Genomic DNA, 25,675 nt, shown 5'->3' with positions numbered 1-25,675 from the left:
TCAGGACTTGATCACGCCGGCGTCGCCGCCGTGGATGTAGCCGACCGGTCCAGTGCCCTGCGCCGCCGCCGCGGTCTCGGTCAGGTGCTGGAGGGTCACCGCGTCCATGACCGAGTGGAAGGTGCCGTCGTCGTTGAAGCTGACCTGCGCACCCTCGATCCAGGCCAGGGCGATGGTGTCCTCGGTGTTGTCCTCGGGGACGTAGAAGGTGTGCACCGAGCCGCCGGGCTCGTACAGGTAGGAGCCCGCCGTCTGCGGCTGGTCGGGGTACTCGTGGTACAGCCAGCGGCCCTGGATCGTCCACACCTGAGCCGAACCGGTGTGGTAGTGGATCGGCAGCTCGCAACCGGGTGCCAGGGTGGACAGGAAAACCCAGTCTCCGCGCTCGGGGTCCAGGCGCAGCGTCTGGATGTGAATGCCGGGGGCGACAAGATCCTTGAACAGCGGGATCTGGTCGATGTTGACGGTCAGCAGCTCACCCTGCGGCAGAGCGACCAGCGGCAGCGGGGCACCGCTGCGGGTGGTGGCCACGCCTGGAGAGACAGATGCGGTCATGTTTTCGGGCCTTTCGTTGCGAGTGTGGACCTTCCGGGACATGCGACATGCGAAGTGGCGCGTGGGGGGAGATGACGTACGTATTTCCGTACGGTGAACCGGATTTCCGGATGGCTGGGACGCTACGGTGACCCACACCTCCCTGACAAGACTCGTGCACGGACTTTTGGCGGACAGGGCGGTGCTAGCATCAGCCGCATGCCCGTCCGCCCTCATCGCACGGTCGACCGAGTGACCGGGATCCTCGAAGCCGTGGCCCTGAGCCCGCGGGGAGTGACGCTGGCTGAGTTGGCAGCAGCCCTGGACGCGGCGAAGAGCTCGGTTCAGGAGCTGACCAACGGACTTCTCGCCCGCGGCTACCTCATCGAGGACGACCGCCGGTTCCACCTCGGACCAGGGCCCTTCATCCTCGCCGCTCGCGCGAACAAGCTGGCCGCGTTGTCTCTCGACCACCAGTTCCTGGCCGAGCTCAGCGAAGTCCTCAGCTGCACCGTTCTCGTCGGGGTGCGCGTCGGCGACGCCCTCGTCTACGCCGACCATGCCGGTCAGGAGTCACCCAGCCTGACTTTCGTCGCGCGCACCCACGCCCGTCGCCCCCTCTTCACGACCGCTGCCGGCAAGACTCTGCTCGCCAGCGTTCCCGACGAGGAGATGTACCGGCTCCTGGAGCTGGCCGGCGCGGAACAGGCAGGAGAGGTCCGGCAGTTCCTCGCCGAGCTCCCCGAGATCCGCTCCCGCCGACTCGCCTTCAACCGCGGAGTCACGTTCAAGGACGCCTTTGCCGTGGCCACGCCCCTGTTGGCATCCGACGGCAGTCCGATAGCGGCGATCACTGCGGCCGTCGACCCCGCGGAAGCGGATCGACTCGACGACGTCGGCGAGGAGCTCAAGAAGGCAGTCGCCGTTCTCGGCCCCCGGTACGGGCTCAACCACGCCTGATCGCCCGCGTCGGCGGGCGACCCGGCTGTCGCCGTCCGGTGATGTCCAGCTGTCGCGGCAACCGCCGCCGCCCGCCGCACCCTCATCCGCGCGGCCAACAGCCCTGTCGGCTCCGCGCTCACCAAGACCCTTGTGAACTGACCGTCCACACAAGACCGTGGGCGCCGGTGCTCCCTCAAGCACCGGCGCCCACTCACCCCTGCCCGAGGTGGTCTTGATGAACTTTTGGTTCAGTTATCAGGGAACGAGAATGAGGCGGATCGGGTCGCCGATCTTGTTCTCCAGCCGGTTGACCGCGTCGGCGGCCTCGGCGAGCGGGATGTGGTCGGTGATGGAGGGGGACAGGTCGAGACGGCCGACCTCGGCCAGCCGGACCAGCTCGGTGACGGACTCGGGGCTGCCGCCGTAGTGGCCACGCACCTGCTTGCCCAGGTAGTTGAAGGTCAGACCCTCGGTGATGGTGAGGGGCCTGGGGCTGATACCGACCAGGATGAGGACTCCGCCCAGGCCGAGTGCGGCGGCGGCCTGCTCACGGACCGCCGGCACGCCCGCGCAGTCGAAGGCGAAGTCGAGGCCTCGTCCGGCGGTGGCCGCGCGGACCTGGTCGGCGAAGTCGGGGGCGGCCGGGTCCAGGGCCAGGTCCGCGCCGAAGGCCAGGGCGCGCTCGCGGGCGCTGGGCAGCGGGTCGACGGCGATGATCGGTGCGGCGCCGGCCAGGCGGGCGAGGCGTACGTTGTGGGCGCCGACTCCACCCACGCCCCAGACGCCGACGGACTGGGCGGGGCGTACGCCGGCGGTGGTGACGACGGCGGCGTAGGGGGTGGAGACCGCGTCGGGGATGATCGCGGCCTGGTCGAAGGGGAGGTTGTCGGGGATGGGGATGAGGGTGTCCTCGCGGGCGAGGGTGTACTGGGCCCAGCCGCCGTCGTAGTCGATGCCGGCGGTGCGCATCTGGGTGCAGGGGCGTCGGCGCACGCAGCCGGGGCACTGGCCGCAGGTCTTGCCGGCCTCCAGGGTGACGCGGGTGCCGACGGTCAGGCCGCGCTTGAGGCCGGGGCCGAGGGTGTGGATCACACCGGAGACCTCGTGGCCGACGGTGACCGTGTCGGAGGTGGCGAACAGCGGGACGAGGGAGCCGTCGAGCAGGTGGACGTCCGACAGACAGACGCCTGCGGCCTTGACCTCGACCAGTACCTCGCCGGGGCCGGGCACGGGGACGGGGACCTCCTCCACGGCGAACTTCTTGCTGTCCAGGTGGAAGCGTCCGGCGAGCATGGTGTCCATGGTGCTCTGCTTTCTGTGAGCGGCACTCCCGGCAGTTCGGGCCGATGGGTGCCGTGTGGTGCCTCGCGGGTGGGTGGTGGCCGGGAGGGTGCGGGGTGTCAGGACCGCCGCATCCTCCCGGCGTCTGAGGGTCAGGCGAAGACGTCCTGCTGGTAGCGCTCGTCCGCTTCCAGTTGGGCGAGCCACTGCTGGGCGGCCTCGTCGTCGCTGCCGGTGTGCTTGCGGTAGATGGCGGCGAGGGCCTCACGGACGGCGGGTGCCATGCGGCGGCCGTCACCGCAGACGTAGATGTACGCGCCGTCCTGGATGGCCTGCCACACGGTGTCGGCGGCACCTACGATGGCGTCCTGGACGAACCGAGCCGGGTGTCCGGTCACCGCGGAGAAGGCGGTGTGCACCTGGGCGATCCCGGCCTGCTCCCAGTCCTGCATCTCCTGCCGGTAGAAGTAGTCGTGCTCCGGGTGACGGCAGCCGACGAAGACCTGGGACAGGCCCACCTGCGTGCCGTTCTCGTGCTGGTGGGCACGCTCCTCCAGGAAGCCGCGCAGCGGCGCGATGCCTGTGCCGGGGCCGATGAGGAGCAGCGGCGTCGCCGGGTCGGCCGGCGGGGCGAACGTCGGAGAGGGCACGCGCACGTAGCCGTAGAAGACGTCACCGGGCTCGAGTCCTGCGATGTAGGAGGAGCAGGTGCCGCGGTACCGGCCGTCGCCGGACAGGGCCGGGCCTTCCAGCAGACCGACGGTCAGCCGCACGTGCCGGGGATTGGCCAGCGGGGAGGAGGAGATGGAGTAGAACCGCGGGCGGATCGGGCCCATCATCTCCAGGAAGACCCCCAGCGGCAGTTCGACCGCCGGGAAGCGCTCCAGCAGGTTGAGCACGGAGACGCGCTTGCCCAGGACCTCGGTCTGGTAGCGCTCCTCGGCCTCGGCGGTGTCGGCCGTGTAGGCCTCCAGCTGCGGCCGGGTCCACGGGCACTCGGTGTGCCCGGCCAGCGTCTGTATCTGAGATCGCGTGGCCACGTCCTGCAGCTCAACGAACTCGGTGAACAGCAGGCCCGCGGTGACGGGAGTGCCCACCGGGAGGTGCGTGCGGCCGCCGGCGGGCTGGTCCAGGCGCAGGACCTGGTCGCGGTCGACGCCGAGTCGCGCGAGGGCGCGGTTGACCAGCGCGGGCTCGTTCTTGGCGAAGACGGCCAGGTGGTTGCCGGTGTCATAGGTGACACCGTCGGGGAGTTCGATGGTGATGGACTTCGCGGCCGGGCGCGGCGGCTCGATGCTGAAGTCCCACAGCCCGGTCGCGTCGCTGACCAGCTCCTCGTTGGCGACCACGGTGAGGGGGTAGGCCTGCTCGGAGACGATCGCGGGACGCACCTCCGCCTCGGTCAGCAGCTGCACCTCGAAGCGCGGCCCGGTGGTTTCGGAGGTGTCGGCGGCGTACTCCTCGGCCAGGGTGGTCCACAGGGTGTCCATCCAGCGGGTGGCCATGCCGTCGAAGTCACCGGCGGCGTCCGCGATGCCGCGCTCGATGACGCGGGTGGCGCCGGCGGCCAGCAGGCCTGCCTCGATCCGCTTGGGGAAGCCCTGGTAGGTGGCCACCCACTGGGTGTTGCCGGCACCCAGCAGCGCGAACCGCACGTTGGACAGCGAGCCCTCCGGGAGTCCGGTGGCGAGCAGGTCGTCGAAGCGCTGCGCGTTGTCCGGGGCCTTGCCGTTGTAGCTGGAGGCCACGACGACGAGCAGGCCCTCGGTGGGCAGGTTGTCACCCAGCTCGTCCAGGCCGACCAGGGTGGTGCCGAATCCGGAGCGCTCACCGCGGTCGGCGATGGTGCGCGCCAGGTCCTCGCAGGAGCCAAGGCTGGAGCCGTAGGCGACGGTCAGGTTCACCCCGACACCGCTGACCGCGGCCTGCGCCCCCGTGTCGTCGCTCTGCAGGTCCACTGCGCCGAACACGGTCCGCTCGTGCTCCTGACGGGCCCGCACGTTCAGTTCGAAGCCGCCGGGCTTGCGGGTCAGCGCCTCCTTGACGTCCATCTTGTAGTCGTCGGTGTCGGCGAACTTGAACTTCTGCAGCACCAGCGCGAGGGCCAGACGGGCCTCGGTGAGCGCGAACTGCCGGCCGATGCAGGCACGCACGCCGTTGCCGAACGGCTTGTAGGCGTGCGGGTGGTGGTTGACCCGGTTCTCCGGCAGCCACCGGTTGATGTCGAACTCCTCCGGCCGGTCCCACGCCTTGGGGTGGGTGTGCAGCGGACCCTCAAGGATGTTGACCCGCGTGCCCTTCTTCAGCCCGTAGCAGCCGCCGATGACGGTGTCCTCCAGCGGGGACTTGCCGATCATCGGGATGGGAGCCCACAGGCGCAGGGTCTCCTCCAGGATCCGCGGGATCACGTCCATCTGCATGACCGTGTCGTAGTCCGGGATCGTGTCACCCGGCAGCAGCCGGTCCACCTCGGCGTAGGCCTGGGCCAGGATGTGCGGGTTGCGCATCAGCGAGTACGTGGCGAACGACAGCAGACCACTGGTGGTCTCGTGACCGGCGATCAGGAACGTCACCACCTGGTCACGGACGTTGTCGTCGTCCAGCCCCTTGCCGGTCTCCGGGTCCGTGGCCTCCAGCATCAGGCCCAGCAGGTCGTCCTCACCCGTGACGTTCCCCTCACGGCGCTCCTTGATCACACTCTCGACCAGGTCCCGCATCAGCCGGATGTTCGCGCGGTACTTCTTGTCATCGGCCTTGCGCATCTTGGTCATCATCGGCAGCTCCTGCGAGCGCCGCAGCGACTCAACCAGCGCCTCCAGCAGCGCCTTGAGGAAGGGGTGCAGATCCTCCTTGGCGAAGGAGTCGAACCGGTAACCGAACCCCGACAGGGCGATGGTGTCCAGCGTCAGCCGGGTGTAGTCGTCGGTGATGTTGACCGGCCGGCCCTCCTTACGCTCCCACTTGCCCACCAGGTTCTGGGCGATCTCCAGCATCTGCCCGAAGTAGCCCTTCATCGCCCGCTGGCTGAAGGCCGGGAGGAGCACTCGGTGCGCCATGCCCCATTCCTCTTCGTGCTGGTGGGCCGTGAACAGGCCGGCTCCCGTGTAGTCCCGGACATGGGCCAGCGGCGTCTTGTCGATCTGCTTGAAGAACCGCGTCTCGTCGCAGACCTCGGCCACCAGGTCCGGGTCCCAGACGAAGACCTGCTCGATGCCGGCGATCTCCATGCCGTAGAGCCCCTCGGGGAACTGCTTGGACAGCTTGCCGAAGTACTCCACCGGGTTGGTGCTGGGGATCTGCGGCGTGTGGCCGAAGAGCGGGACCCCCCGCGGAGACCGGATGGGCCGCAGGTCGGTCTCGGGCTGTGTGGTCATGACTGGCTCCTTCAAGGGGAAAGGCGGGCAGGGCGCCGATTGGTGTGGCGGGGCGCCGGTACGGCAGCACCCGGTTTCCATACGCCGTATGCCTTCAGTGGTACCATACGACGTATGGAAACTCAATCGACAGGCCTGGGGTCGAGAAACGGGAATGTTCGGCTCATCAGGGACGGCGTCGCTCACGCAGCGGGGTCGCATCAAGATCAGGCGCTTCCGAACGCGCTCCCGGCTGGAGGAGGCGAGGGGCGAGGCCGGTCGTCGTCAGCCGGCGGCTTGACCGGGCTTCTCCTGGTGGGAGCGACCCGTGGAGGACACCCGCAATCCGCGACGGCGACCGCGGCCGCCGTCGCGGTCAGCAGCCAATCCCCCTGCCTGCCAGTAGGTATCGCGGAGGTCGGTCTGCACCCATGGGCGTTGGCGGCTGACGGCAGCGCCGGAGAAGCAGGCGCGTGTGCCGCCGCACGGCGGCGCCTCTGATCTCTACGCCGCGCTCGATCGGTCCGGCATCAGTCCGCGAGAGCGGGCAAGCCGGGTTCGCCAGGGTCCCCTCGGCAGGGCAAACCTGCGATCTACTGCCGCAGGCGAGCACACCAGGGAAGGGGGCGGCCGACATGCCTTGCCTGGTTCTATGCCTGCACGGGTTAGGCGGCAGTGCGCTGAAGCCGCTGCTCGAGCACCTTGCCGCACTCCTCGAGCACGGCTTCCAGTTGTGCCTTTTCCTGTTCAAGGCGCGCCTTGGCGACCTCGTCGCCCACCAAGGCCACCAGTCCGGGACTGTCTACGCCGCCGCCAGTCGGCGCCAGCGCGCACAGCAAAACCAGCCCCACTTCCGCGAAGCCGGATGAACGGAGGGCTGAAAACGATGCCGCCTCCGCATTGCTGCCGACCCTGCTACCATACACCGTATGGCTACTGAACGGAAGCCCCCTCGGGGCACGAGAAAGAGGGACGTACCGCTCACCAAGGACGGCATCTACGCCATGGCATTGCAGCTCATCGACGCCGACGGGGTCGAGGCGCTCACCATGCGCAAACTCGCGACCGCGCTCGATGCGAACCCGATGTCGCTGTACCACCACGTGCCGAACAAGGACGCCGTGCTGCGCGGCGTGGCCCACCGGGTCGGTTCGCAGTTCAGCGCGAAGGAGTGGGAGGACGTCCCCTGGCAGGACCGGCTGCGTGAACTGGCCTTCGACTTCCGCGAACTGTCGCACCGTCACCCGAAACTGATGGGGTATTCCTTCACACGCCCCGACTACGTGCAGCAGGAGGACCCCCTCTGGCAGGCACTGATCGACATCCTGGCCGCCGCGAAACTGCCCGAGGAGGAGATTCCGCGCGTCGCCGCGACCCTGGTCAGTGTGTTCACGGGTCTGCTGCTCAGCGAACTGAACGGGGCACTGCAGCGGTGGGCCACCCTGCCACCGGCACCGTCGGGCCCCGACGGGGAAGACGCGCCCCCGCCCTCCAAGGACGTGATCGACGCAATGTTCAACTCCGCGCTGGACGCCGCGGTCGCCGGAGTGGAGAACCATGTCGCAGGAGCCCGCGAGAGGGTGTGACGGAAGCGGAACGGCTCCGGTGGGGCGGTGCGCGGTCCGGCGGCGTGCCCGCCGGGCCGACCCTGGTGCCGCCGCGACAGCGAAGGGCCATAGTGGAGACAGGAGCATAGAGAGGCCGCTGCGATGTCCGGAGCGCCGACACAGCACACGTCTCCCCGGTACCTGCCGATCGCCGAGCACGGCCTGATCGGGGAACTGCGCCCAACCGCACACCCTGCGGATACTGGAGGGCGCCCCTCTGTTCGCTTCCGAGACGCTGTCGCTGTCGCTGACCGCGACGGTGCCGCTCAAGTCCGACGGGAAGGACGTACGGACCGAGTTCACGCTGTCCCAGGGCGACACGGCGGTCTTCGCGCTCGAGCGCGTCACCGACGAGACTCCGCCGCGCGGCTGCCCGCACGCCGAGGCCGAGCGGGAGTTCACCGCCACGGTCGCTTTCTGGCGGCGCCGGCTGCAGCAGTCCCGCTACTGCGGCCGCTGGCGGGAGATGGTGCACCGCTCCGCCCTCGCCCTGAAGCTGCTCACCTACGCCCCCAACGGTGCGATCGTGGCGGCCCCGACCACGAGCCGCCCCACCCAGAGGGCTACCGGGGCTCGGCGCCCGTGCGGGTCGGCAACGGCGCGACCCCCAGCTGCAACTCGATATCTACGGCGCCCTGATCGACTCGGTGTACCTGTACGACAAGTGGTGCCGGCCCCTGTCCAGTGGCCGCTGGCGCGCGGTGTGCGCCCTGGTGGACTGGGTCTGCGAGCACTGGGACCAGCCGGACCAAGTTCGTCTCCCCCACCGATCCCGTCTGGCTGTCCACTCTCGATGCCCTCGGCAACGAACTCGTCTCCGACTCCCTGGTCTGCCGCTATGACCCGGAGGCCAGCCCCGACGGCCTCGAAGGCACGTTCTCCATCGGCTCCTTCTGGTACGTCGAGGCCCTCACCCACGTCGGACGACTGGACGAAGCCCGCCTGGCCTTCGAGAAGATGCTCACCTACGCCAACCATTTCGGCCTGTACGCCGAGGAGATCAGCCACACAGGTGAGCAACTGGGCAACTTCCCCCAGGCATTCACCCACCTCGCCCTCATCAGCGCGGCCTTCAACCTCGACCTCGTCGGCTGACGACCGACCGGCGGTGTTCCTCGATGAGTCTCCGTGCGAGCCTCCCGTTCCGCCCTCATGCGGGAAGAGGGGGGTGAGACGACGGAGGAAGTGGTGAAGATGGGGACCGTTGTCGCCCCCACGCGCTGCCAGGGGTACGCACAGTGCATGTCTCTCGCGCCCGCGGTGTTCGAGCTGCGCGCCGAGGAGGGGCTGCTGTACGTCACGGCCGTGCCGGAATAAGCGGTTCCCCGAGCCCGACCGGTTCGACCGGACCCGCCCGGACAACGAGCGCCTCGGCTTCGGCAGCGGCATCCACCTGCGCTACGGCGCACCCCTCGCCCGCATCGAGGCCCATGCCGCACTCGGCGCGCTTATCCCCTACCTCGGCACGGCACGCCTGGTCCAGGACTCGCCCCCCAACCGGCAGAACGCCATGCTGCGCGGGCCGCGCCACCTGCCCGTCCAACTGTGAAGCCGCGGGGACACAGGGCCCCCTCACGTCGCAGCGGGAAGGGGACGCCAGGCGACGTGGCGAGCCTCGTGCGGGGAAAGGCTGAGCACGTGCAGGAGCATCTCGGCCATGGTCTGCGCAGCCTGGCCCATGTCGGCCTCCGGCCGGTTGAACCACAGTTCCAGGAGCGCCGGCAAGCTGCCGTTGACCACCGTCAGGGCGATGACCGGGTCGGCCACGGTGAAGTGGCCCGTGGCCATGCCCCCGCCCTGTCCCGTGTCACCGATGACACCCGCTCAGAGAACCGGAAGGGGAACGAGTCTTCATGTCCCAGTACCAGCTTCGTGTCGACACGCCGCGCATCCCCGAGGCGCTCGCCGCCTACGAGACCATCTGGGCCAAGCGCATCCCCGGGCTGAACGAAAACAGTATGTCTGGGCTTTTGACCCTCACTGCTCTTTCGGGTCGAAACCGGCCGCCATGTCCGAGACGGGATTCCCCAGGGACTCTCCTTCGCAGCGTGCGGCCGGTGGGCGGAGTTGACGGGGGATACGTCCGGAGGCGCGCAGGGAGTCCTGCGGGGGCCGGCCGCCGCGCCCACCGGCGTGATCGGCCGTGAGCCGACTTTCCATGCCGCTGATGATCGTGTCCAGCACCAGGCGGAACATCCGGTCCTCGCCAAAGCCCTCGTTCGTCGGCCCGTCCTCGCCGGAGGCGGGTGTGGCGGGCTGGAGGTTCGACCACCGATGGAGCGCGCCGTTGAGCTCGGCGATCATCACGCCGATGACGACGGCGCACACGAGCGCGGCGAGCTGCGGGATCTCCGCCTGCGGCACCCCTGCGGCGTCCAGTACGGCGGTGAGCGCGACCCAGAAGGGATCTTCGGGCTGGATGAAGTCCGGCTGGCTGAACGAGTAGGCCATGAGGTTGGGATGGCGGTGTGCCAACGTCCGGAAATCCGTGGCAAGTAGGCGCATGCGCTCCTGCCAGGGAGCGTCCTCCAGTGTCACGGTGCGGAACCGGGCGCCGACCATTGTCGCCACGCCACGCAGCAATGCTTCCTTGTTCGGCACGTGGTGGTACAGCGACATTGGGTTCGCGTCCAGCGCGGCGGCGAGTTTGCGCATCGTGAGCGCCTCGACCCCGTCCGCGTCGATGAGTCGCAGGGCGGAGGTGCAGATCCCTGCCTCGGTCAGAGGCACATCCCTCTTCCGAGTACCTCTAGGGGTACGCTTCACTCTTTCCATACGATGTACGTTATCAAGCCGTAGGCCAGCGAGGGGGACTCGCCGCCCGTGGTGGCGGTCACTCCTGCGGACCTACGTACGGCACCCGAACGGGCGGGACGGGCCGTAGTTCCTGTCCCTGGAGGTCGCCTGCGGCCCGTGGTCGGGCGGGCTCAGGCTGCGGCCGCATGAGGAGGCACCCATCACATCCGGGAAGGTCCTCTCCATGCGGCCGCTGCAGATATGCGGTGTGCTGCGGCTGGGCCGGGCGACCGGTCCGGGGCCGACCTGATGGTGTACACCGTCGGCGGATCCACGTGTGCGCTCTCCGGGCGACAACCCGCCCTAAGCCACGGCCTCGCGCTCACCCTTGCCGCTGGTTCACTCGCTTGGATGGTGCGCATCGCCCCTGGTCGCGTACGGTCCCGGGAACCGCAGCGTATGGCGGTGACCAGGACCCTGGACGCTGCCATGCGGCTCGCTCGCACTCCGGACGACGCCCCTGCGCACGACTCGCCGAGCTTCGGACACGGCAGCAGCCTGGCGCACGATACCGTCGGTACGTGTTCACCCCCCGGTCGGCTGGGCCTCCATGTCACTGGGCGTCGGCCGCCCGTCCTGACGGGCACTCAACCGGGGCTTCGGCAACTGCAACCGTCCCCCCGACCTCGCCGATCTCATCCATGCCCGTTGCCGTCCGGCGAGCGCCTTGGCGGAGTTGCGCGGCGTTCCGACACGACCAAGAAGGTCGCCGCGGACTTCGAGCGGCTCGGTACCCGTCACCGCAAGGGTGAGTCGGCGGTGGGCGTCAGCACGGACTCGGCGACGCCGACGATCTGGCTGATGTCGAAGCCCTCCATGTCCGCACGGAATTCGGGGCTGGACAGGTACACCTCCAGCCGCTCCTGAACGTCGTCGGCGTCCCGATAGGAAACAAGGGCGTACAACTGGGGCGCCTCACTCCCAGGAGTTGCGGGCACCGTCCAGACACCATGTGTGGCGATCCTGTGCTTGGCCATACCGGGAATGTGCTTGGCCCAGATGTTCTCGTAGGCAACGAGCGCCTCAGGGCTGCGCAGTGTGTAGACACGAAGCTGGTACTGGGACATGAACACTCTTTCCTTCTCTTCTGCCGCCGGGTCAAAGGTCCCCAGCGGAACGGCGGTTGGGAGGCTTCTCTCAGCCTTTTGCAAACAGGTTGGCCAGTTCGAGGTCCCAGTCGATGTGTCCGGACTCGGTACCCCGTGGCACCAGCGCCTCCGTGTCCTCCAGGAAGGTCCTGACGTCCTGCACGGGAACCTCGAGCAAGGCGGTGCCCGCCGGAGACCCGAGGACGATGTACATCGCATGGTCACCACGGTCGACGGCCGACCAGACCCGGATGTCCCCACAGCCCGCGGAACCCCTCAGGCCATCGGCCAGAAGATCACGCCCCAGGACCCATTCGGCCGGCTCGTCGGTGTCGGTGAAAAAGGTGGCACGGACGACATAGGGATCAGTGGGCTCGTAGCGCAGGCTCATGCACATGGACAGCGAGTAGGTGCGCGAGATGACAAGCTGTACGGCCACCCCCTGCATGACGGTCTTCAAAGACTCCATCGACTTTCACTCCTGCCTGGGCGGCGTTCAGCGGCCGCTGATCTCATCCCGGCCGTCGTGGTGCCAGCCATGGATCTCGTCCCAGGAGTAGCCCAGTTCGAGCAGGTAGCCGACACCGTGGTCCCAGCGGTAGTCGCCGGCGCTGACACTGAAGGCAGGGCGTTGGACGTGCGCGGATGCAGAAGCCGCGGCCGAAGCGGTGCCCCCGGCGCCGAGAACGGCGACACCCGCGACCGCCACGGAGGAAGCGGTGACGGCAACGCGCCTCGTGAGCTTCTTCATGGTCTTTCCTTCCCGATTGGTGCGATCTGCACCATCGGCTGCATGCAGGCGCTGTGCGGCGCCTGGCGTGGTCCGAGCAAACTCTTCCATACGGCGCATGGAAGCACTCCCCCAGGATTACCATACGACGTATGGAACTGTCGAGGCGGCGGAAATGACCCGCACGGCCGGCAGCGGCATGAACAGTTCGACGTCCTCGCCGAGACCGCGTCGGCCGCCTGGACGAAGACCGACTGGCCTTCGAGAGGATGCTCACCTGCATCGACCATCTCGGGCTCTACACCGAGGAGATCAGCCACACCGGCGAGCAACTGTGCAGCAATTCATCAACGTTCACCCCACTCTTCCTCGTCGGCTCGGACTTCGGACTCGGACGCCCTGGGCTGAGCCGTCGCCCCGGGCGGACGAGCTGCCCGGGATTTCCGTCTCCGGAGCCGTGGCGTGCGGGCGCCCGGGCCCGGCCCCATGCTGGAAACGAGGGGGTGAGACAACGGAGGGAGTGGTGGGGATGCAGACCGTTGTGGATCTCACGCGCTGCCAGGGCTATGCGCAATGCGTGTTCCTCGCGCCGGAGGTGTTCCAGCTGCACGGGGAGGAGGGGTTGCTGTACGCCACGGCCGTCCCCGACGACCAGGTCCAGCGCGTGCGCCAGGCCGCGGCGGCGTGCCCGGTCCAGGCCATCCTCCTCGGCGAGGAGGTGAGCGCCGGTGCCCGGTGACCTCAAGGACGGCCGTATCGTCATCGTCGGCGCGTCGCTGGCCGGGCTCAGGGCCGCGGAGGCGCTGCGCGAGGAAGGCTTCACCGGCTCACTGACCGTGGTCGGGGACGAGCCCCACCCGCCCTACGACCGGCCGCCGCTGTCCAAGCAGGTGCTGCTCGGCCAGGCGACAGCGGACACCACCGGGCTGCCGATGCGCCAGGACCCGAACGCCGATTGGCGGCTGGGCGTACGCGCCACCGGCGTGGACCTGCTCGCGAAACAGGTGCTGCTGGAGGACGGCGAGTCGCTGCCGTACGACCGACTGCTGATCGCCACCGGGACCCGCGCCCGACCCTGGCCCAACCCGGAGGAAGCCGCCCTGGACGCGGTGTTCACCCTGCGCACCCGCGAGGACGCCGGGGGACTGGCCCAGCGGCTGGACGCCGGGCCGGAGCGCGTGCTGGTGATCGGCGCCGGCTTCACCGGCTCGGAGATCGCCTCGGCCTGCCGGGAACGGGGACTGGAGGTCACGGTCGCCGAACGCGGCCCCGCACCCCTGGTGGGCGCGCTCGGTGGCACCCTCTCGAAGCTCGCGGCTGTCATGCAGCGCAACCACGGCGTGGACCTGCGCACCGGGGTGACGGTCACCGCCCTGCGCGGGAACGGCAGCTTCACCGGTGCGGAGCTGTCCGACGGCAGCCGCGTCGATGCCGACGTCTGCGTCGTGGCGCTGGGCGCGGTACGCAACGTCGAATGGCTGGCGGAGTCCGGGCTGGCGGCGGGCCCGCGCGGGATCGCCTGCGACGCCGGATGCCGGGCCTTCAATATGTACGGAATCGTCACCGACGACGTCTTCGTGGCCGGTGACGTCTCCCGCTTCCCCCACCCACTGTTCGATTATCAGATGCTCTCCCTGGAGCACTGGGGCAACGCGGTCGAGCAGGCCGAGGTCGCGGCCCACAACATGGTCAATCCGGGGCCCCTGCAGCGCCCGCACCTGACCGTCCCGTCATTCTGGTCGACCCAGTTCGGGCTCAACATCAAATCGGTGGGCGTGCCCACCTACTCCGACCACGTGGTCATCGCCCAAGGCTCCCTGGAGGCGCGCCGCCTGGCAATGGTCTACGGCTACAAGGGACGGGTCACCGCCGCGGTCACCGTCGACATGGCCAAGTCGCTCGACTACTACAAGCACCTGATCGAGACGGCTGCTCCGTTCCCGCCCCCGCCCGGCGCCCAGGACCGTGCGATCGCGGCCGACGTGACGATTCCGTCCGACGTGCCGGACCCGAGCGGGCTGTCCCACGGCCCCACCGTGGCGCTCACCGGTCACCTGCCTGACCGCCGACTGACGGTGGTGCAGCCCACCCGCTGACCCAGGTACCGCCCAACCACGAGGAGCCACGATGGCCTCCGAGACCTTGCTGGCACGGATCACCGACTACGCCAGTCGCCCCAACCCCTACCCGCTGTACGCGGAACTCCGCGAGGCCGGTCCCGTGGTGCGGCAGGCAGACGGCAGCTACCTGGTCGGCACCTACCACGAGATCGCCGCTCTGCTCCACGACCCGCGGATGAGTGTCGACCCCCGCAGCCGTGGCGAAGTGACACACAAGCCGCCGTTCCTGCGGCTCGACGACCCGGAGCACCACAGGCTGCGTACCCTCGCCATGCGGCCGTTCGGCCCGCCGCACAGCCCGGGCCGGGTCGATGCCATGCGCGGTGAGATCGAGGGGATCACCAAGGAACTGATGGAGTCCTTCGAGGCGGGCCGGCAGATCGACGTCGTCGACGATTTCGCCTACCCACTGCCCGTCACGGTGATCTGCCGTCTGCTCGGCGTACCGCGCGAGGACGAGCCGCTGTTCCGGGCCTGGTCCGACGCTCTGGTCGCCGCCGCCGACGTCAGGCCCGAGGCGGACACCACCGAGACAGACAGGGCGGGCGACCAGGCGCGCATCGAGATGGGCGGGTACCTTGTGAACCTCGCCGAACAGCGCCGTGGCAAGCCGAGCGACGACATGCTGTCCGCCTTCGTCAACGAACCGGACCCGGCCCTGCGGCTCACCCAGGAGGAACTCGCGGAAACCGCCGTGCTGCTCCTCATCGCGGGACACGAGACCACGGTCAACCTGATCACCAACGGGGTACTCACCCTGCTGCGCCAACCCGAGCATCTGGACCATCTGCGCCGTGACCCCGATCTGCTGCCGCGAGCGGTGGAGGAACTGCTGCGCTACGAACCTCCGGTCCACATCCGTGAGCGCCTCCCGCTCGCCGACATCGACGTCGCCGGTACGCCGATCGCCCAAGGTACCTCCGTCGTTCTGGTGCTGGCCTCGGGCAACCGCGACCCCAGGCGGTTCCACGATCCCGACCGGTTCGACCCCACCCGCCCGGACAACGAGCACCTCGGCTTCGGCAGCGGCATACACGTCTGCTACGGCGCACCCCTCGCCCGTATCGAAGCCCAGGCCGCACTGGGCGCGCTGCTCCCCCACCTCGGCACGGCACGCCTGGTCCAGGACCCGCCGCCCTACCGCCAGAACGCCATGCTCCGCGGGCCACGCCACCTGCCGATCCAGCTCTGAGGCTGCGGGGCGGCGACAGCAGGCGAGAGAGACCAGTCTTACGCAGGCTGCGGGAACCGGTGCGCAGTCGGCGCCCGTCGGCCGGTGCGCGACAGGATCCTCTTCACACTGCAGCGGGAAGGGGCCGCCGGGCGAGGTCACGGGCCTCATCCGGGGAGAGGCCGAGCATCTGCAGGATCATCTCGGCCATTGTGCCTGCGGCCTGGTCGCTGTCGGTCCCGGGCTGGTTGCACCACAGCTCCAGGAGCGCCAGCAGGCTGCCGTTCAGCACAGTCAGGGCGATCACCGGGTCGACCACGGTGAACCGGCCTGCGGCCATGCCCTGCTCCACGTCGCGCTTCGCGCGCGGAGCCAGTCCGTCACCGGCGCATATCCGACCGAGCTGGCTGTGGCACAGGATCTGCATGATCTCCGGGTATGACTCGGCCATGCGCGCGGCGAGCCGCACACCCCCAGCGAGGCGCTCGGCGGGATCATCGACGCCGTGCAGGCGCTGGTCGACGGCTTGGGCGTACTCCTCGAGTGCATCGGCCACGGCCGCGTCGAACAGGTCCGGCTTGCCCCTGAAGTGGTTGTAGAAGGAGCCGAGGCCCACGTCCGCGTGCTCCGCGATGGCATGGATGCTGGCGCTCGTGCCGCCGGACTCGGCCAGGATCTGCCGCGCGGCGCGGACGAGTGCCTGGCGGGTCTCGGCGCGGCGGCGCTCGAATCGGTTCCTGCGTGGGACTGGCATCGGCATGCTCCACAAATAAGAGCAGCATTTCTGATGAATTCATCATTACACTACCCGCTCCCACTGTCCACCCTGGCCCACCGGTCCCGACTCCGCGATGGCGTGACGTGACAGCACACGGTCACGTCTGGGCATTTGATCAGTTTCGGGGGACTTGACGACGAAGCGGTCGTATCTGACTATTTCATCAGAAGTGGACAAAGTCGTCCAAGGTTGGCAGACGTCGTGCCGGCTTCCACCACGGCCACAGATCGGGCCGACGCCGCACATGCCGACGCTGTCTCACACCCGTACCGATGGGAAGAACCGGATGACGAAGACCGACCACATGCCACTCGCCGAGCCGGTGAGCCCCCGAGAGACACCCGATGCGGCAATAGCGATGCTCGATGCGGAGGGGACCGTGGTGGGGTGGACGCACGCCGCCGAGCAGCTTGTCGGGTACTCGGCCGGGGAAGTGGTGGGCCGGTCCGCCGCACACGTGCTGCCGTCCGCCGAGGACGCCCCGAGTGCTTCGGCGTTCGCCGAGCAGTGCCGTGCCCAGGATGGCTGGTCCGGCACCGTGGCGGTCCGCCACCGCGACGGCCACGCCATCAAAATGACGCTGCGGATCTCGCTGCTGTGGGGGCAGGACGCCGACACCCGGTGGCTGGTGTCCGTGACCGACATAGGCACCCTGTCCTCGGGGGCGTCCGACGGAGCTGTGCGGGAGTCGCTCCTGGCCCACACACCGATCGGCATCGCCGTCTATGACCCGCAGCTGCGCTGTACCTGGGTCAACGACGTCATGGAGCGCCACCACGGCACTCCTCGTGAGCGATGGTTCGGACGTCGCCTGCGGGACTCACTGCCCGCCGTCGAGGCCGAAGCGCTCGAGGTGGTGATGCGGCAGGTACTGGAAAGTGGCACCACCACGGTCCACGAGTACCGGGCGTGGTCGTCGACGGACCGGCGCCGGGAGCACGCGTTCTCGGCCTCGTTCTTCTGCCTCTTGGACGCGGACGGCACGGCAATGGCAGTGTGCTCCATGAGCGTGGACGTCACCGGCAACCGGCGGGCGCGCGAGCGCCTTGCCATCCTCAGCGAAGCCAGTACGCGCATCGGCAGCACCCTCGAGGTCATGCGGACCGGGCAGGAACTGGCCGACCTTGCCGTGCCCCTACTGGCCGACCACGCAGTCGTCGACCTGATGGAGTCGGTTCCGTTCGGCGTGGATCCCTCGGCGGCGACCGGCAAGGCGAACGACCGCCCACCTGTGCTGCGCCGTGCCGGTGTGGCCTCCGTCGACCCGGGTGTCCTCAAGTTGCCGTGGGTGCGCCAAGATGTGATCCGCCCCTTCCCGACCTCGCTGTTCGCCACCGCCCTACGCACGGGCAGGTCTTACCTGGAATCGGTGCTGGACACCTATTCAGGCCCCTGGGTCAGTCACGACCCAGTGCGGACGCAGAAACTCCGTGACAGCGGCGTCCACTCTTTGATGGTCGTACCCATCCGTGCGCGACGCTGTGTGCTGGGACTGGCCGTGTTCGGCCGCTCCGAGGAGCCGACGCCGTTCCATGAGGACGACCTCCTCCTCGCCGAGGAGCTCGTCACCCGGGCCGCGCTCAGCCTGGACAACGCTCTCCAGTACGCCCGCCAACGCACCGCGGCCCTGACGCTCCAACGCGACCTGCTCCCCCACCATGTGGGAGGCGGCGCCGCCCTCGATGTGGCCTCGCGCTATGTGCCGGCTGACATGGACCACGGCGTGGGGGGCGACTGGTTCGACGTGATCAAGCTGTCCAGCGCCCGAGTGGCCCTCGTCGTCGGAGATGTGGTGGGACACGGCATCAACGCCGCGGCGACGATGGGCCGAATGCGCACCGCCGTCCGCACGCTCGCGAACATGGAACTGCCTCCCCACGAACTGCTGGCGCGCCTCGATGACACGGTCAGGCGGCTGAGCGAGGAAGATGCCGACGCTCCGGACCAGCTCCCCGCGGCGGTGGGCGCCACCTGTCTGTACGCCGTCTACGACCCGGTCACCCGGCGGTGCACGATGGCGCGGGCCGGGCATCCCCCGCCCGCGATCATCGACCCGCAGGGCCGTGCCACTTTCCCCGACATGCCCGCCGGGGCCCCGCTCGGCCTCGGCCTCGGTCTGGTCCCCTTCGAGTCCCTGGAACTGGAACTGCCCGAGGGAACTCTGCTCGCGCTCTACACCGACGGTCTGGTCGAGTCCCGCGACGACGACATCGACGTGGGCCTCAATCGCCTGGGCGCCGCCCTGACAGAGACCAGTTCGTCCCTGGAAGACCTGTGCTCTCAGGTGATCGAGACCTTGCCGACTCAGGCCCCGGCCGACGATGTCACCTTGCTCCTTGCGCGGACTCGCGGACTCGAACCGACCCAGGTCGCCTCCTGGGAACTGCCGAACGACCCGGCCGCCGTCCGCATCGCCCGGCAGGCAGCCGCCCGCCAGCTCAGCGAATGGGGGCTTGATCATCTGGTGGCCACCGAGCAGCTGATCGTCAGTGAACTGGTCACCAACGCCATCCGCTACAGCGGTGGGCCGATCCACCTACGGCTCATCCAGCACCAGGTCTTGACGTGCGAAGTCTCCGACAGCAACCCCAGCCACCCACGCCCCCGTCATCCCCGCACCATCGACGAGAACGGCCGCGGTCTTTCCCTCATCGCTCAGTTGTCCCACAGGTGGGGCTCCCGCTCCGCAACGGACGGCAAGGTCGTCTGGGCCGAACAAGACCTGCCCTCCAAAGCCCTTGCGGCGTGACGCGCTGCCGACCGGGCGGCCGACGGCCGCCACAGCACGCCGATCTCTCGAGCCGCAGGCTCTCGCAAAGGAAGCCACAGAAAGAAGCCACATATGGACATAGAGAATGTCAAGAACGCCTACTCGGCAGGCGCCGCCCAAGGACCGACGGGCGTCTCCGGTTCCGGTCCCAGCGGCAGGTCGCACGCCTTCGACGGTCCGGCAGCCGCCGTGCTCGACAATCGAGGCGCGGTGGTGCGGTGGACCGCGGCAGCAGAGGAGCTGACGGGGTTCCGCGCCGAGGAGGTCTGTGGCCGCCCCGCGCGGGAACTGGTGGCCGACCCCCCGGACGACCTGCGCGACGCGGAGATACCGGCGTCCGGCCGGGTACGGCTGTGGCACCAGTGCGGCGACACCATCGATGTCACCTTCCGGACCACCAAGGTGGGGGGCTCCGGCTCGGCGGAGGTCCTCGTCCTGGCAACCCCTACCCACCACGTCGCCGGCCACGAGCAGGGCGCGGCGTTGCTGCGTGCACTGTCCGCACAGAACCGGATCACCATCGCTGTGTACGACACGGATCTCACCACTGTGCAGACGAACGCCGCGCCGGACACTCTCGACGGCCGTCCAGTACAGCCCGGCGCTCGGCTGAGCGACGTGCTGGACGCCAAGGACGCCGAGAACCTCGAGGCACTACTGCGCCAGGTAGTCGAGACGGGTGCCCCAGTGGTCCGCAGAGACCAGCACGTGAGCTGTCGGAACGGTTCGGGGCGGCAGCGCGCGCTGTCGCTGTCCGCCTTCCGTCTGGAGGACGCGCGAGGACGCCCCACGGGAGTCGCAGCCCTGTACTTCGACAACGCCGACCAGATGCGTGCCCGCCGCCATCTGGATCTCGCCCGCGAGGTGGCCGAGCGAGTAGGGGGATCTCTGGACGTCCTGCGCACTGCGCAGGACCTTGCGGACGTTCTCGCACCTGCGTTCGGGGATCTCGCCGCAGTCGACCTTGCGCACCCCGTTCTCGACGGGGACGAACCCTCCAAGCAGCTGGGCAGTGGAGACATGGGCAACGCGGCCCTTGCGCCGGCCATCGCGGTGTGGCCGGCCGGCATCCAGCGCGGCGGGTCCATCCCGCCCCTTCCCGACCACCCCCTGTTGCGCAGCTTCCAACACGGCGAGCCAGTCGTCTTCGGCCTCGACGACTTCATCGCCATGGTCAGGGACCCGCTGTTGGTCGAGTATCTCGCCCCGAAGGACGCCCATTCGGTGATAGTGGCACCGTTGTATGCCCGCGGGCTCACGCTCGGCGCCATATCGGCCTGGCGCTGCGGCCGATCCGCCCCCTTCACCGAGGACGAGGCGGATCTCATGAAGCAGATCGCCTCACGGGGTGCGCTCGCCATCGACAACGCCCGCCGTTACACGCGCGAGCACAGGGCGGCCGTAGCGCTGCAGCAGCGCCTCCTTCCCCCGGCCACGACCGACACTCCGGGAGCCGAGACCGCCGGCGTCTACCTGCCCGCAGGCGGCGGAGCGGGCAGCAGCGGCGACTGGTACGACGCCATTGCTCTGCCCTCTCTCCGGGTGGCCCTTGTCGCCGGAGACGTGGTCGGCCACGGCATGCCCGCGAGCGCCACCATGGGCCGCCTGCGCGCCGCCATCCAGACGCTCGCGGACCTGGAACTCGAACCGGACGAGCTGCTCACCCGGATCTCGGACCTGGTCCAGCGCCTCGCGGCCGAAGCCCCACTCGGCGACGGCGACATCGTCGGCGGCACATGCCTGTACGCGGTCTACGACCCGGTCACCAGGCGCTGCGCCATCGCCAGTGCCGGACACCCGCCACCCGTCCTGGTCCGGCCCGACGGGACCGCCGAAGCAGTCGGGATCTCCCCGGGACCACCACTCGCCCTCAGCGGCATGCCGTACGAGACCACCGTGATCGACGTCGAGCCGGGCAGCGTCCTCGCCCTCTACACCGACGGCGTGGTCGAACGGGGCGACCGCGACACCGGCCAAGGCCTGCGGCGCCTGACGGAAGCCCTCGCCGCGTCCTGCCGTCCGGATCGTGCCCTGGACGAAACCGGCCGGGCTCTCCTCGCCGACCTGGCAGACCAGGCGCCGCGCGACGACGCGGCCCTGTTGCTGGCCCGCACCCGCGCCGTCCCAGCGGCGGACACCGCTTCCTGGGAGATCCCGGCCGATCCGGCCGCCGTCTCCAAGGCTCGAGAGTGGATAGCCCGCCAACTCACCGTGTGGGGCCTGAACGACCTCCTCTTCAGCACCGAACTCATCGTCAGCGAACTGGTGACCAACGCCATCCGCTACGGCCGTCCGCCGATGGACCTCCGTCTGATTCGCCACAACGTCCTGGTGTGCGAGGTCACCGACTCCAGCAGCACACAACCCCGCCTGCGGCGTGCCCGCACAACCGACGAGGGAGGACGCGGCCTGTTCCTCGTCGCTCAACTCGGCGGACGGTGGGGTTGCCGCCATGGCCAGAACGGCAAGACGATCTGGTCCGAGCAGGCCATCCAGGATTCCGCCTGAAGCTACGGCTCGCCGAGGTGGATCGCGGCAGAGTCACGCCCACAGCTCTCGACCCGGTGTGCCATGACAGCAGCTACCCGAGGCCGGAGTCTGCGAGCGCAGACTCCCACCTCGTGGCCACGGCGCGGCTCGGCTCGATGGAGGCGCAACGACCGGGATCAGGTGCCATCACCGAAGCCGGGCTTGGCATTGATCACGGAAGAGACGTCCACTACCACGTCACTCGCACGTTTCTCCGGCACCCCGGCAGCGATCAGGGTGGCGATGACGAGAGGGACGACATCATCATCCAGTACCCCGTCATTACAGTAGGCCGTTTGTTCGCGGACGTGGTGGCCTTCTCATGGCACATAGCGCTGCGCATCTCGGAGCGCCAGTATGAATAGGTGCCTCGTGTCAGGGCGGAGGCGCACATGGCGGTGCGTGCGGGAGAAGCCATTCGAACCACACTCGCGCCACCCCCGGCTATCAAGTGGCACGCGGCTGGCCGTCCAGACCTTGGCGCCGATGACGGGAGTACGCTCGCCGATCTTCTTCGGATCGGCGGCGTAGGCGTTGTAGTAGAAGGGGTGGTCCTGCAGGCGCAGCCCCATGGGAAGGTCGGCGACGACCGGGATCGGCCGGTTCGTCTTCTGCATCGGGCCGGGCGACCTCGTGCCGCCGGGCCGGACATGGTCATTGAGTTCACGCCGCCGCTGCATGCTGCTTCCCACTCGCGCTGGTGAGTCGACCGCTGCGGGAGGGGAAGGGCGTCGGCGCTTCTACTGTCCGGTGCTGGTGGCCTTGGGGAGCTTTTCCGGGGCTGTCTCTGGCAGGCGCCAGAGAATCGGCAGAGCCAGGAGCGCAACTCCAGCGACCATGACACCGGGTACGAGACTCCACCCGGTGCTGTCGATCAACGACTGGGAGAGATAGGGGGTGAGGCCACCGAAGACGGTTGTGGCCACCGTGGCCACGGCCAGCCCGCTGAGGCGGCCCGCGACGGGGAACTGCTCCGGCGTGGAGGAGGCCCCCACAGCACTGACCCCGCCCGCCACCAGCGCGAGGACCACCGCTCCCGACAGTGCGAGCGCCGCGTGTCCGCGCGTCATCAGCGCGAACATCGCCACCGGCAGGACGAGGGAGAGGACGGCGAACAGAACCAGCGTGGGTCGCCGGCCTATTCGGTCAGCGGCCCACCCGGCGAACGGCGTGATGACGATGACGGCAGCGGAGGCAATGGTCGCCAGCCACAGCGCGTCACTCTCGGCGAAGCCGCCCACGGACGTGAGGTAGGTGGGGACGTAGGTGATGCCGACGTAGTAGGTAATGGATCCCAGCGCGGAGATGGTGAACGTCCGGTACAGCGCGGGCCGCTGAGTACGCAGCGTGTGGCGTAGGGGACCACTGTCCGTGGCACGCGTCCTCTGAATCACCTCGAACGCGGGGGACTCGCGCATTGTCGAGCGGGCAATCAGGGTTCCGGCCGCGAGCAGGGCGCCGAAGAGGAACGGCAGCCGCCAGCCCCAGGAATCCAACTGTGGACGGCTGAGCGTCGCGGTGGTCAGCGCGGCCACGCCGACGGCGAGCAACGCACCGACCTCGCTCGCGGCCGAGGCCAGGGACGCCACCAGACCGCGCCGCCGGGGCGGAGCGCCTTCGACCAGGTAGGTCATGACGCCGGTGTACTCACCGCCTACCGAGAAACCCATCACACAGCGCAGCAGCAGGAGCAGCACACCCGCCGCGGAACCGATTTGGCCACGGGAGGGCAGCAGGGCCGTGACCAGCATGGCCACGGTCATCACCGACATGGAGGCCAACAGGGCCTTGCGCCGCCCCAGCCGGTCCCCGACATGACCGAAGACCAGTGCGCCGAACGGGCGCATCACGTAGGCGATAGCGAAGACCGCGAGCGTCACAAGGAGGGACGAGGCACCCGAGCCGAAGAACACCCGGGACATCACGGTGGTCATGAACAGATACAGCGTGAAGTCGTACCACTCGACCACCGTGGAAAAAGCTGCCACCGCCATGGAGGCCCTGGGCAGGGCAGGCGCTGCCTGGCCCGCGTCGGACGATACGGCGGCCATCGCCTCGGCTGAGATGGACTCGGACTGAGCGGAAGTGGGGCGAAGATCCATGTTCTGGCTCTCGGGGAGTGCGGCCGCGCCCGGGGAAAGGCGGGCCTGTGGGCACGAGCGCAGCTGCCGAACATACAGACCATCCAGGGCAGCGCGAACTGGAGCGTAACATCGATTCGATGCGAATATCGATTCGATGCAGTACATGAGATGATGGCCTCATGCTGGAACTAGCGATACTGGGCTTCCTCGCCGAAGGTCCTCTGCCGGGTCATGAGCTGCGCCGCAGGGTCTCCCAACTGATCGGTTACGCGCGACCCGTCAGTGACGGCAGCCTCTACCCGGCCATCAACCGGCTCGCCAAAGCGGGACTCCTGGATCGTCAGGCAGATCCTCGGGCCGGGGCCGCCCGCTATGTGCTCAGCCTGACCGAGGCCGGACGCGTAGAGATGCTGGAGCGCCTACGCAAACCGGCCGACCATGAGATCACCGACTTCACCCGGTTCTTCACCCTCCTGGCCTTCCTTTCCAAACTCCCGGACGTGTCGGAACAGCACGCCGTACTCCGGCGCCGCCTGGACTTCCTGGAGGAGCCGGCGAGCTTCTTCTACGACGGCGAGAAGCCCCTGCGCGCCGAGGAGGTCGCCGACCCGTACCGGCGCGGCCTGCTCCTCACCGCTCGCGCCATCAGCCGGTCGGAGCGTGCCTGGCTTCGAGAGGTCCTCGGCGAGCAGCCGATCCAGAACGACCCCGCCCCCAGTGAATCCAGCAACCGCAGCGCCTGAACCAAAAAGGGAGATCCCGCATGTTCGCATCCTGGTACGACAGACAGGGTCCGGCCGCCGACGTCCTCAATGTCGGCGAGTTGCCCGACCCCGAGCCCGGTCCCGGTGAGGTCCGCGTGCGCGTAACCGTCTCCGGTGTCAATCCCGGCGACACCAAGAAGCGACGTGGCTGGCTCGGCTCGTCGATGCCCCACCCCCGCGTGATCCCGCACAGTGACGCCGCCGGTGTGGTCGACGCCGTCGGAAGCGGAGTCGACGTCGGCCGTGTGGGACAGCGGGTATGGGTGTACGGCGCCCAGTCCTACCGAGCCTTCGGTACCGCCGCCCAGTACACCGTCGTACCCGATCACATGGCCGTGCCCCTGCCCGACCACATCAGCGACGAACTGGGCGCGTGCCTGGGGATCCCTGGTGTCACCGCGCACCGCGCCGTCTTCGCCGACGGGCCGGTCGACGAAAAGATCGTGCTCGTACACGGGGTACTCGGCGGCGTCGGCTCGCTGGCCGCCCAGCTCGCCCGCTGGGGCGGTGCCACCGTCATCGGCACCGTACGGCGCGGCGGTGACCTGGATCGGGTCGACCCGGCCGTCGTCGCGCACGCCGTCGCCCTGGACTCCGACGACCCCGCGGCAACGATCCGCGCCCACGCCCCCGACGGCGTGCACCGCATCGTCGAGGTGTCGCTGTCGGCCAACGCCGATCTGGACAACGCGGTCACCGCACTCGACGCCGTCATCGCCGCCTACGGAACCCATACGGACCGCACCGAACTGCCGTTCTGGCCTCTGCTGTTCAACAACGTCACCCTGCGCCTGCTCGGCAGCGACGACTTCCCGGTCGCGGCGAAGCGGCAGGCCGCCCGCGACCTCACCGCGGCGGCCGCCGTCGGCGCCCTCACTGTCGACGTCGGTGACCGCTATCCGCTGGAGGACATCGCCAAAGCCCATGACCGGGTCGACGCGGGCGGGCGCGGCCGGGTGCTCGTCACCGTCCCGGACTGACGGGCCCGCAGCCCCTCCAGGGATGAGAGGCATTAGTTAGTACTGCGGTACTAAGACGTCGTCTCATTTGGCGAGTCGGCGGTAGCAAATGAGGGTGCAGGCGATAGCGGTGAAGGCCAGGAAGTGTTCAGCCTTGCGCTCGTAGCGG

General features: G+C 68.9%; 22 protein-coding genes and 2 pseudogenes. 12 read left to right on the top strand and 12 right to left on the bottom strand.

Features of this window, described 5'->3' with window-relative positions:
• Complete coding sequence (locus ABT114_RS46440) at positions 1-555, bottom strand: 2,4'-dihydroxyacetophenone dioxygenase family protein (RefSeq protein WP_351152324.1); 555 nt, start codon at positions 553-555, stop codon at positions 1-3.
• Positions 556-753: 198 nt separating this feature from the next.
• Between ABT114_RS46440 and ABT114_RS46435 the strand changes: the two genes are divergently transcribed.
• Entirely contained in the window at positions 754-1,494 is a 741-nt protein-coding gene (locus ABT114_RS46435; protein ID WP_351152321.1) for an IclR family transcriptional regulator, read from the top strand.
• 237 nt (positions 1,495-1,731) lie between these two features.
• On the opposite strand, the gene ABT114_RS46430 is transcribed toward ABT114_RS46435, so the two are convergent.
• The 3 genes from ABT114_RS46430 to ABT114_RS46420 form a co-directional block, all read right to left on the bottom strand.
• Positions 1,732-2,778 (bottom strand): zinc-binding dehydrogenase, encoded by a 1,047-nt coding sequence (locus ABT114_RS46430; protein WP_351152318.1) that lies wholly within the window; start codon positions 2,776-2,778, stop codon positions 1,732-1,734.
• 131 nt (positions 2,779-2,909) lie between these two features.
• On the bottom strand, positions 2,910-6,131 hold the full coding sequence (locus tag ABT114_RS46425; RefSeq protein ID WP_351152315.1) for a bifunctional cytochrome P450/NADPH--P450 reductase: 3,222 nt from the start codon (positions 6,129-6,131) through the stop codon (positions 2,910-2,912).
• 644 nt (positions 6,132-6,775) lie between these two features.
• Positions 6,776-7,036 carry a hypothetical protein gene (locus ABT114_RS46420; RefSeq protein ID WP_351152312.1) on the bottom strand — a complete coding sequence of 87 codons (261 nt, stop codon included), beginning with the start codon at positions 7,034-7,036 and terminating at the stop codon, positions 6,776-6,778.
• 3 nt (positions 7,037-7,039) lie between these two features.
• On the opposite strand from ABT114_RS46420, the gene ABT114_RS46415 reads away from it, so the two are divergent.
• The 4 genes and pseudogenes from ABT114_RS46415 to ABT114_RS50810 form a co-directional block, all read left to right on the top strand.
• A complete protein-coding gene (locus ABT114_RS46415) occupies positions 7,040-7,696 on the top strand; it encodes a TetR/AcrR family transcriptional regulator (RefSeq protein ID WP_351152310.1) in 657 nt (218 codons plus the stop codon).
• A 298-nt stretch (positions 7,697-7,994) separates the two neighbouring features.
• A pseudogene (locus ABT114_RS46410) lies at positions 7,995-8,812 on the top strand (glycoside hydrolase family 15 protein); the annotation flags it as partial.
• Positions 8,813-8,911: 99 nt separating this feature from the next.
• The gene (locus ABT114_RS46405) at positions 8,912-9,034 is read left to right on the top strand and encodes a ferredoxin (protein ID WP_502988514.1); all 123 of its coding nucleotides are present in this window, start codon (positions 8,912-8,914) and stop codon (positions 9,032-9,034) included.
• A pseudogene (locus ABT114_RS50810) lies at positions 9,033-9,266 on the top strand (cytochrome P450); the annotation flags it as partial. The gene ABT114_RS46405 and the pseudogene ABT114_RS50810, both read left to right, overlap by 2 nt.
• 23 nt (positions 9,267-9,289) lie before the next feature.
• On the opposite strand, the gene ABT114_RS46400 reads toward ABT114_RS50810, so the two are convergent.
• The 5 genes from ABT114_RS46400 to ABT114_RS46380 all read right to left on the bottom strand — a co-directional run bounded on the left by ABT114_RS46400 (position 9,290) and on the right by ABT114_RS46380 (position 12,352).
• Positions 9,290-9,505, bottom strand: a complete 216-nt coding sequence (locus ABT114_RS46400; protein WP_351152307.1) for a hypothetical protein — start codon at positions 9,503-9,505, stop codon at positions 9,290-9,292.
• Between the two features lie 189 nt (positions 9,506-9,694).
• A complete protein-coding gene (locus ABT114_RS46395; protein WP_351152304.1) occupies positions 9,695-10,492 on the bottom strand; it encodes a TetR/AcrR family transcriptional regulator in 798 nt (265 codons plus the stop codon).
• A gap of 758 nt (positions 10,493-11,250) precedes the next feature.
• The gene (locus ABT114_RS46390; RefSeq protein WP_351152301.1) at positions 11,251-11,580 is read right to left on the bottom strand and encodes an NIPSNAP family protein; all 330 of its coding nucleotides are present in this window, start codon (positions 11,578-11,580) and stop codon (positions 11,251-11,253) included.
• A gap of 70 nt (positions 11,581-11,650) precedes the next feature.
• The gene (locus ABT114_RS46385) at positions 11,651-12,070 is read right to left on the bottom strand and encodes an SsgA family sporulation/cell division regulator (RefSeq protein ID WP_351152298.1); all 420 of its coding nucleotides are present in this window, start codon (positions 12,068-12,070) and stop codon (positions 11,651-11,653) included.
• A gap of 27 nt (positions 12,071-12,097) precedes the next feature.
• Positions 12,098-12,352, bottom strand: coding sequence for a hypothetical protein (locus ABT114_RS46380; protein WP_351152296.1), 255 nt, complete (start codon positions 12,350-12,352; stop codon positions 12,098-12,100).
• A gap of 508 nt (positions 12,353-12,860) precedes the next feature.
• On the opposite strand from ABT114_RS46380, the gene ABT114_RS46375 reads away from it, so the two are divergent.
• The 3 genes from ABT114_RS46375 to ABT114_RS46365 are packed head-to-tail and all read left to right on the top strand — an operon-like array spanning position 12,861 to position 15,643.
• On the top strand, positions 12,861-13,070 hold the full coding sequence (locus ABT114_RS46375; RefSeq protein WP_351152293.1) for a ferredoxin: 210 nt from the start codon (positions 12,861-12,863) through the stop codon (positions 13,068-13,070).
• The gene (locus tag ABT114_RS46370; RefSeq protein WP_351152291.1) at positions 13,060-14,427 is read left to right on the top strand and encodes an NAD(P)/FAD-dependent oxidoreductase; all 1,368 of its coding nucleotides are present in this window, start codon (positions 13,060-13,062) and stop codon (positions 14,425-14,427) included. Before ABT114_RS46375 ends, ABT114_RS46370 begins: the two co-directional genes overlap by 11 nt.
• A gap of 31 nt (positions 14,428-14,458) precedes the next feature.
• A complete protein-coding gene (locus ABT114_RS46365) occupies positions 14,459-15,643 on the top strand; it encodes a cytochrome P450 (RefSeq protein WP_351152289.1) in 1,185 nt (394 codons plus the stop codon).
• Positions 15,644-15,746: 103 nt separating this feature from the next.
• Here ABT114_RS46365 and ABT114_RS46360 read toward each other — a convergent pair whose 3' ends face one another.
• Positions 15,747-16,382 (bottom strand): TetR/AcrR family transcriptional regulator, encoded by a 636-nt coding sequence (locus ABT114_RS46360; protein ID WP_351152286.1) that lies wholly within the window; start codon positions 16,380-16,382, stop codon positions 15,747-15,749.
• A 304-nt stretch (positions 16,383-16,686) separates the two neighbouring features.
• Here ABT114_RS46360 and ABT114_RS46355 point away from each other — a divergent pair, with 304 nt between their 5' ends.
• Both ABT114_RS46355 and ABT114_RS46350 read left to right on the top strand, forming a co-directional pair.
• Positions 16,687-19,149 carry a SpoIIE family protein phosphatase gene (locus tag ABT114_RS46355; RefSeq protein WP_351152283.1) on the top strand — a complete coding sequence of 821 codons (2,463 nt, stop codon included), beginning with the start codon at positions 16,687-16,689 and terminating at the stop codon, positions 19,147-19,149.
• A 93-nt stretch (positions 19,150-19,242) separates the two neighbouring features.
• The gene (locus tag ABT114_RS46350) at positions 19,243-21,678 is read left to right on the top strand and encodes an ATP-binding SpoIIE family protein phosphatase (RefSeq protein ID WP_351152280.1); all 2,436 of its coding nucleotides are present in this window, start codon (positions 19,243-19,245) and stop codon (positions 21,676-21,678) included.
• Between the two features lie 341 nt (positions 21,679-22,019).
• On the opposite strand, the gene ABT114_RS46345 is transcribed toward ABT114_RS46350, so the two are convergent.
• Positions 22,020-22,316 carry a hypothetical protein gene (locus ABT114_RS46345; RefSeq protein WP_351152277.1) on the bottom strand — a complete coding sequence of 99 codons (297 nt, stop codon included), beginning with the start codon at positions 22,314-22,316 and terminating at the stop codon, positions 22,020-22,022.
• 123 nt (positions 22,317-22,439) lie between these two features.
• A complete protein-coding gene (locus tag ABT114_RS46340) occupies positions 22,440-23,948 on the bottom strand; it encodes an MFS transporter (RefSeq protein WP_351152274.1) in 1,509 nt (502 codons plus the stop codon).
• Between the two features lie 14 nt (positions 23,949-23,962).
• On the opposite strand from ABT114_RS46340, the gene ABT114_RS46335 reads away from it, so the two are divergent.
• Complete coding sequence (locus ABT114_RS46335; RefSeq protein WP_351152271.1) at positions 23,963-24,526, top strand: PadR family transcriptional regulator; 564 nt, start codon at positions 23,963-23,965, stop codon at positions 24,524-24,526.
• 20 nt (positions 24,527-24,546) lie between these two features.
• Positions 24,547-25,527 carry an NADPH:quinone reductase gene (locus tag ABT114_RS46330; RefSeq protein ID WP_351152268.1) on the top strand — a complete coding sequence of 327 codons (981 nt, stop codon included), beginning with the start codon at positions 24,547-24,549 and terminating at the stop codon, positions 25,525-25,527.
• The last annotated feature ends 148 nt before the right edge of the window (positions 25,528-25,675 follow it).

The organism is Streptomyces sp. NPDC002088 (assembly GCF_040296605.1).
Classification (GTDB): domain Bacteria; phylum Actinomycetota; class Actinomycetes; order Streptomycetales; family Streptomycetaceae; genus Streptomyces.
Note: the sequence above shows the minus strand (reverse complement) of the source record. Positions and strands in the feature narration are given on the sequence as shown.